The organism is Oribacterium sp. NK2B42 (assembly GCF_000424445.1).
GTDB lineage: Bacteria > Bacillota > Clostridia > Lachnospirales > Lachnospiraceae > Oribacterium.
Window position 1 is genome coordinate 1 of record NZ_AUJX01000073.1, and the last position, 6,487, is coordinate 6,487.

The 6,487-nt window shown below is 42.2% G+C and carries 11 protein-coding genes; 3 read left to right on the forward strand and 8 right to left on the reverse strand.

Translation table 11 applies throughout. The annotated features are described in order from the left end of the window. Positions 1-267: 267 nt before the first annotated feature. Entirely contained in the window at positions 268-744 is a 477-nt protein-coding gene (locus tag G625_RS20125; protein WP_044932892.1) for a transposase, read from the reverse strand. 191 nt (positions 745-935) lie between these two features. Then, entirely contained in the window at positions 936-1,286 is a 351-nt protein-coding gene (locus G625_RS0113965; RefSeq protein WP_029201596.1) for a helix-turn-helix domain-containing protein, read from the reverse strand. A gap of 474 nt (positions 1,287-1,760) precedes the next feature. Between G625_RS0113965 and G625_RS0113975 the strand changes: the two genes are divergently transcribed. The 3 genes from G625_RS0113975 (at position 1,761) to G625_RS0113985 (ending at position 3,830) form a co-directional block, all read left to right on the forward strand. Beyond that, positions 1,761-2,570 (forward strand): ExeA family protein, encoded by an 810-nt coding sequence (locus G625_RS0113975; protein WP_029201597.1) that lies wholly within the window; start codon positions 1,761-1,763, stop codon positions 2,568-2,570. Between the two features lie 610 nt (positions 2,571-3,180). Beyond that, positions 3,181-3,549, forward strand: a complete 369-nt coding sequence (locus tag G625_RS0113980; protein ID WP_029201598.1) for a type II toxin-antitoxin system RelE/ParE family toxin — start codon at positions 3,181-3,183, stop codon at positions 3,547-3,549. Beyond that, on the forward strand, positions 3,546-3,830 hold the full coding sequence (locus tag G625_RS0113985; RefSeq protein WP_029201599.1) for a helix-turn-helix domain-containing protein: 285 nt from the start codon (positions 3,546-3,548) through the stop codon (positions 3,828-3,830). Before G625_RS0113980 ends, G625_RS0113985 begins: the two co-directional genes overlap by 4 nt. On the opposite strand, the gene G625_RS22550 is transcribed toward G625_RS0113985, so the two are convergent. The 6 genes from G625_RS22550 to G625_RS0114015 all read right to left on the reverse strand — a co-directional run bounded on the left by G625_RS22550 (position 3,817) and on the right by G625_RS0114015 (position 6,269). Beyond that, a complete protein-coding gene (locus G625_RS22550; RefSeq protein ID WP_156885144.1) occupies positions 3,817-3,981 on the reverse strand; it encodes a hypothetical protein in 165 nt (54 codons plus the stop codon). The two genes, G625_RS0113985 and G625_RS22550, sit on opposite strands and share 14 nt — an antisense overlap. Then, positions 3,971-4,147: a hypothetical protein gene (locus G625_RS22790; RefSeq protein WP_198014906.1), complete on the reverse strand. Its 177-nt coding sequence runs from the start codon at positions 4,145-4,147 to the stop codon at positions 3,971-3,973. The genes G625_RS22550 and G625_RS22790 overlap by 11 nt, the downstream gene beginning before the upstream one ends. Before the next feature lie 65 nt (positions 4,148-4,212). Further along, positions 4,213-4,575: a helix-turn-helix domain-containing protein gene (locus G625_RS0114000; protein ID WP_029201600.1), complete on the reverse strand. Its 363-nt coding sequence runs from the start codon at positions 4,573-4,575 to the stop codon at positions 4,213-4,215. Positions 4,576-4,673: 98 nt separating this feature from the next. After that, a complete protein-coding gene (locus G625_RS20130) occupies positions 4,674-4,835 on the reverse strand; it encodes an RluB protein (RefSeq protein ID WP_156885145.1) in 162 nt (53 codons plus the stop codon). Between the two features lie 99 nt (positions 4,836-4,934). Continuing rightward, positions 4,935-5,153 (reverse strand): hypothetical protein, encoded by a 219-nt coding sequence (locus G625_RS0114010; RefSeq protein ID WP_029201601.1) that lies wholly within the window; start codon positions 5,151-5,153, stop codon positions 4,935-4,937. A 198-nt stretch (positions 5,154-5,351) separates the two neighbouring features. Continuing rightward, on the reverse strand, positions 5,352-6,269 hold the full coding sequence (locus G625_RS0114015; RefSeq protein WP_029201602.1) for an Rpn family recombination-promoting nuclease/putative transposase: 918 nt from the start codon (positions 6,267-6,269) through the stop codon (positions 5,352-5,354). Between the last annotated feature and the right edge of the window lie 218 nt (positions 6,270-6,487).

Below are 6,487 nucleotides of genomic sequence, written 5' to 3' on the forward strand. Positions count from 1 at the left end.
TAGGTTCTCCCCAGTTGACACTTCACTTTTGTACTGCATGAGCAGGTCTAACCGACACCGCCAGAGTAAAGAGAATCTCGCCTATAACGATTCACTCCATATTGACTTCCGCGCACGGAACCGCGTCGTCCTCTGAAATTATTGGTCTTTCGGTGCTGAATACTGCCCCTACAGCCATGCTGTTTACGCTTCGCAATATACGTTACCGCATACCACGCAAAACTCGCTTCTGATGTCGTGGCTTACGACTTATCAGGTGGGCGTTTCCTACCCACTATGTGAAGCGCCCTTAGCTGGGCGCACTCCGCGGCACCAATGCCCTGGATTGCTATACTTATATGCAAGCGGTTCTCTGACCATCTGTGCCTTAACGGGATTCAAATGAATATAGCGGCTGACTTCAAGGAAATACCTGTCATCTTCTATCAGGCACGAAGTATACCTTGAATCGAACACATGTCCTATGTACCCGTATCTCTGATTAAACCACATAGCGTAGTTTTGCATAATCGGCTTCATTATTTTCCAAATAGGTTCGTTCTTTGTAGTTAACTCAAGATGAAAATGGTTAGTCATCAGACAACATGCATGCAGATCAAATGGATGTTTATCCTTTTCCTGTGCAAGCTGCATTAAAAAAAATATATTATCTTCATCTGACTTGAAAATCGCTGTACGCCTGTTCCCTCTTCCCATAACATGATAGCTAGCATTTTCATACCATTCTCTTTGTTTTCTCGCCATATTTTATATCCGTTATCTATTATTTGTTCGTTTATACGATTCTTACTGTAATATCTCTCTCATAATGTTAAACCGGTTCGATAGTCTTGGACCTATTATAGACAGTTTTTCATATTTAACAGATTTCAAGTAGACAGCTATGTTATCAGTTCAGACAATTATGAAATTTAAATAGTCACTTCAGTACCAGTTTATTCGGATAATTCCCTCAACGCCTTCATATATCCCAGAAGTCTTTGCTGCATTTTTACATCCATTCCCAAATAGGTCTCCATTACCTGACCTGCCTCGCTCGATTTATCAAGCATGATAACCTCTGGGCGCTTGCCTCTTTTTCCTTTTCCTTCTGTCCCACTCAATAGTTCATATGGTGTAACTCTTAGCACTTCACATATGATCAGTATCTTTTCCGAAACAGGATCTGTCTTTTTTCGCTTCCAGTCACTAATTGTACTCTGCGCTATCCCGGTACGTTCTGAAAAGTCCTTCTGACTCATTCCACGTGCTTCGAGAAGGCTGAATATTCTTTCTGATATTGTCATAGCTTAATCTCTTCCATTCGTATAATCCTTCGTGAAGCTTACCAGTATTATATCGATTCGTCAATACGAATTATTCCGTTTATGAAAATTTAATGGTACCTGACCCTAGTTTACCGCGGTTCAACTACAGATAGTTCTGTGTTGTACATTGACTCTTGAAAACCATCTTCATTAAGCAGAACTTTGTGATCTGCTTGTTTGCTGCGCCATTTTTTACCAACATGGGTTTTCTTGAACACATCATTTCTGTCCATAATGTACCATCATACTATTGACTTAATTTTGTTGACACTCCAGCTTAATGGCATTGCCAATTGTTTAGGTTGAGATCCGTTTTCTTCCCGACGACATGGATTCTGCCTACATTCTTTTTGAAGGCAGACATTATGAGATCCGCAAGACCAATCGCAATGAAAACTGTCGTGTTAAGCGCCAGAATCCAATTGATTATTCCAAGATCGGAGGTAATGCCTGATGTTCAACAGTTTTTATGGACTTTCCTACAATCCTTTTGACAAACAGCAGTTGAAGGAAAAGGACTGCTTCATATCCAAAGACTTCACAGAAATGACTAGCCGGCTTGAGTATCTCAAGGACATCCGTGGGATCGGTGTCTTTACTGCAAGACCCGGAATGGGGAAATCCTATGCACTCAGATGCTTTGCAGCCAACCTCAACCCAAGCCTGTATCACATGGAGTACATGTGTCTTTCGACCATAAGCGTTGCCGACTTCTATAAACAGTTCTGCGCCATACTCGGCGTTTCCGAAAAAGGCGGTAAACCTGCCATGTTCCAGGCAATCAGGGAACAGGTAACCTATCTTTACAAAGAGAAACGTCAGCCCCTCCTGCTTGCCATAGACGAAGCCCAATACCTAAATACCGGAATACTCAACGACATCAAGATGCTGATGAACTATGGTTATGATTCAGTCAACTATTTCACACTGATACTTTGCGGCGAGTCCCATCTGAATGACACACTCAGAAAACCTGTACATGAAGCACTCCGTCAGAGAATCACAGTCCACTATAACTACAATGGTCTCGATGATGAAGAAGTCGCAAACTATGTCCTTCATAAGATCGCTCTCACCGGAGCTTCCAGAAAGATCATAGATGCTACAGCGCTCTCAGCTGTTCATAGCTATACTCAGGGCAATCCCCGTCTGATAGATAATCTCATGACAGACGCCATTGCGATCGGTTCCCAGCAGAAAGCCAAGGTCATCTATGCCGATATAATCCACGATGCTGTCGATAATCAGGTTCTTGGTGGATGAAGTTTTCAATGTTCTAGGCTGTGACATCTCTGATGTCATGGCCTTATTTCAAAATACACTCTGGATGTCTTTAGAAATAAGGCTACAACAATCTGCGGTATCACCGCTGATATCGTGCGGTCGGTATTTATACCGCACGATCGGGGAGTGATATCTTCCTAAAATAATCAGCAGTTACCGCCTCCCACAATCTGCCGTCGGACAGTCAACTACGTCGTCCTTTGGATTTATAGTCTTTCGGTGCTCAATCACTATCCCTGCAACCATGCTGTCTACGCTTCGTGTAGCACGTTACCATACCCCACGCAAGACTCGCTTCCGATGCTGCGGCTTACAACTTATCGGGCGGACGTTTGCAATCCGCTATATGAAGTGCCCTTAGCAGGGCGCACTGACAGGCACCAATGTCCTGGCTTGGTGATTCCAACCGCCCATATATGTTGTATAAGCACATAGATAGAAACAACTTTTATCGGACCCGTGTGGTTATTCCTGATTTTTTTATATTCAGACACTAAGGCTCTGATAAATTCGAATAATGTTTATTTATCAGCAACACCTTGACGCGTGATAGCATTTATGCTATCATGCCTTATGAAAAGGAGGTCGCATGTTCAACATTGATTTCTACGAAACATACGATGGCCATTCGGATATTCAGGAATTCCTTGATTCACTCCGTGTAAAAGCAGCCTCTGTCAAAGATGCCCGGATTCAGTACGGTCAGATTGCTCGCTGTATCGAACTTCTGCAGGAAAACGGAACTAATCTTCCCGTTCAGATTGCTAAGCACCTTGATGAAGAAATCTGGGAGCTGCGTCCTGGTGACAACCGTGTCTTATTCTTCTATTTTAATGAAGGCACTTACGTTCTTCTTCATCATTTTCGGAAGAAGACTCAGAAAACTCCACCAAGGGAGATTGCCCGAGCCAAATCCGAAATGAAAGATTATATTGCCAGAAAGGAGGCAAAACAATGAACTGGAATGAATACAAAAATCAAGTCAAACAAACTGATCCTATCGGTAAAGAAATCATCGAGGAAGCTGAAGCCGAGGCTTCCATCATCTCTGCGATGATCAGGCAGCGTTCCGCCCTAGGGCTTAGTCAGCGTGACCTGGCAGCACTGTGTGATATACCGCAATCATCTGTCGCCCGGATTGAATCCAGCAAGACAACTCCTCGGCTTGATACACTCCTGAAGCTTCTCAATCAGCTTGGTTTATCTCTTAGCGTTATACCCGCATCTACAACGCGCTAAACACGTTCTCTGCTCCCTTCGGGGAGCTTTTCTTTTCCTGTTCTTTATCGTCTGCAGGAAGAAAGACAAGCTGCTGTTTGGATCTCGTTCCGCTGCTTCTGCCTGCGTCTATTACAAACAGCTTATCCGACAGCGCCGCTTTAGTTATCATCGAAAGAACGCCTGTACATGGCCTTATCCTTTGGTATATCATATCCACAGGACTCTATAAAGGACAGATAATCATCCTCTTCCTTATAAAGGCTGACTCTTCGGTTCCCTCTGCTCATTACATGATATATTGCCCCCGGATACCATGTTCTCTTTTTTCTTGGCAAAATATTCTACCTCTTAATTCAACGTAATTCTATTTGTTCAATTATATGAACCTAAAAATAAATCATTATTTTTCTCCTTTATCCATCATACCGGTCAATGCCTCAACATACCCAATCATTCGATCCCTCATGGTTTTATCCAACTTGTTAAACCCGCTTATCAAAATACCCGTGTCGGTCCCCTTGGGCACAACATAATAATCGTGGTTTCTACCGCGTCCTTCAACCGGGTCGACACCTGACAACAACCATTCAGGTGACACATACAATGCTTTGCATATTGGAAGAATCTTCTCCGATGATGGATTAGTCTTGTTCTTCTTCCATTCACTAATAGTACTTGGAAGTATTCCCGTTTCTTCTGAGAACTCCTTCTGGGTCATATCTATCTGTCTTAATCTTTCAAATATCCGTTCACTTATCGTCATAATGATGTTCCTCCATATGCCCTACAATTTTGTCCATATAACTCCGTAAGAATCCTCTGCACCAATGTGTTAATGAAGAGTATCTTTAAGTCTTCCCCTTAATATTCATCGAATGCTTTCTTCAGCTTAAAAAACGTCACCCCTTCTTTGTTCTCACTATCAAGCTCGTTTACTTCATCTTGAGTAAGCATCAGCCCGGTGGGATTTCTCCCAATAATAACATACTGATTCTCTGTATCCATGACGATATAATTTCTCATTTTGTCATCCAAAAGAAGATCCGCATTGTCTATAACAAACAATTTTCCTTTTGAATTTTTAATGTAAGAGTCCGCGGCACCAACGTGCCCCTGACAGGACTATGATTTCCGGTTGAACATTTCAAGTATTTCTTCCCTATTTAATTTCAAATCCTCGTCATTGTATTTCTCTTTTGTATAATCACCGTTTCCGCCGTTATCAAATTGTTCAAGAAACCTAAGGGTTCCTGTGACGCCAAGAGCATCCTTCAAGGCAGTTATTCCTTTGATTTGAATCTGTCTATCGGGGATTTTGTTTATCTTTTCTGTTGTAATCATGAAATCACCTCCAATGACCATTCCGTGGGGTTCATAACTTTTACCTTCGCAGGAAGCTATTCTCCTTATCGTTATTGATTATAATGTTCTCCGTCCCCACGCTCTCGCCGATCTGTATTTCCGGATCTATCGTCAATGTTTTTGACCACATTGATACACGGTTCAAGATTTTTAAAAAAAGCGCATATGTGTCATCACTCAATGTCCAAGCTCGGCAAGCTTTGCCTTTAAAGCCGCTATCTCGGCATCCTTCTTTTCTAATGCGGCATCCTTCTCTGCCAGCGCAGCTCTGTTTTCTGCCAACTCTGCATCCATCTCTTCAAACTGAGACTTGAACTGCATATAAATCTTCTCATCACGTTTTTCAAGAACCTTACACATCTTCTGTCTCCCTTCTCCCTGTGCCGCTTCATAAAGCTTATTATCTCCGGATAATATACCGGCAAGGGCCATAATGTTACATTCTATTTCCCTCTCATCTCTGTCCGCTGTGTCGGCATATATTGCTGACAATGCTGCCCTTAGTTCCTCTAAAGGACCATTGGAAAACGACAGATCCCGGTCATGTCCCATATCTATGACATACAACGGATAATCCGGCACAAACTGCCTTACTCTCGTATCTATATCCATCATATCATGCACCGACCTTGGTCCATCCCAAACTTCCTCACCTGTGTAAAGCACGACCGTAATTATAGGCGTTACCTTTGTGCCCTTTGAAACACCCGAAAGACGTTCATCTACTGTCCATGATTTCTTATCTTGAGCATTTCCCTTCGATGCTATCTCCGCACTGTACCCCAATGCATCATACAACATCTTTCTTACCGGCATAGAATAATGTATCTTGGCCTGGTCTTCTATTCCTAAAATTACAAAAAGACCTCCTGATGTCTTTCTAACATTATCCCTGTACTTATTTACCTTGTCAATCTTGATCTCCGTTCTTACAGACTCTGTATACGCTGTATCCGCCTGCTCCAGTTCTGCCGGATCTATGACCTTATCGTTGTTGAAAAAATATCCATTAAACACAGCTGCAAATATTTCATTATCCTTAAAAAATTCCTTCAAAGCTGCATCCGGTGTTGGCATCCCTTTTTTTATGTTCATGTTTATTCTTCTATTTCCTCAGTAATTTTTATTGATATTTGACCCTTTGTTTTATTGTCATTATTTATAGTCGCTTCTCTGTGTATGCGTATATGCACGTTTAAGCGTATCACCGGGCAAGTTTTTTTCTCCTTTATCCATCATACCGGTCAATGCCTCAACATACCCAATCATTCGATCCCTCATGGTTTTATCCAACTTGTTAAACCCGCTTATCA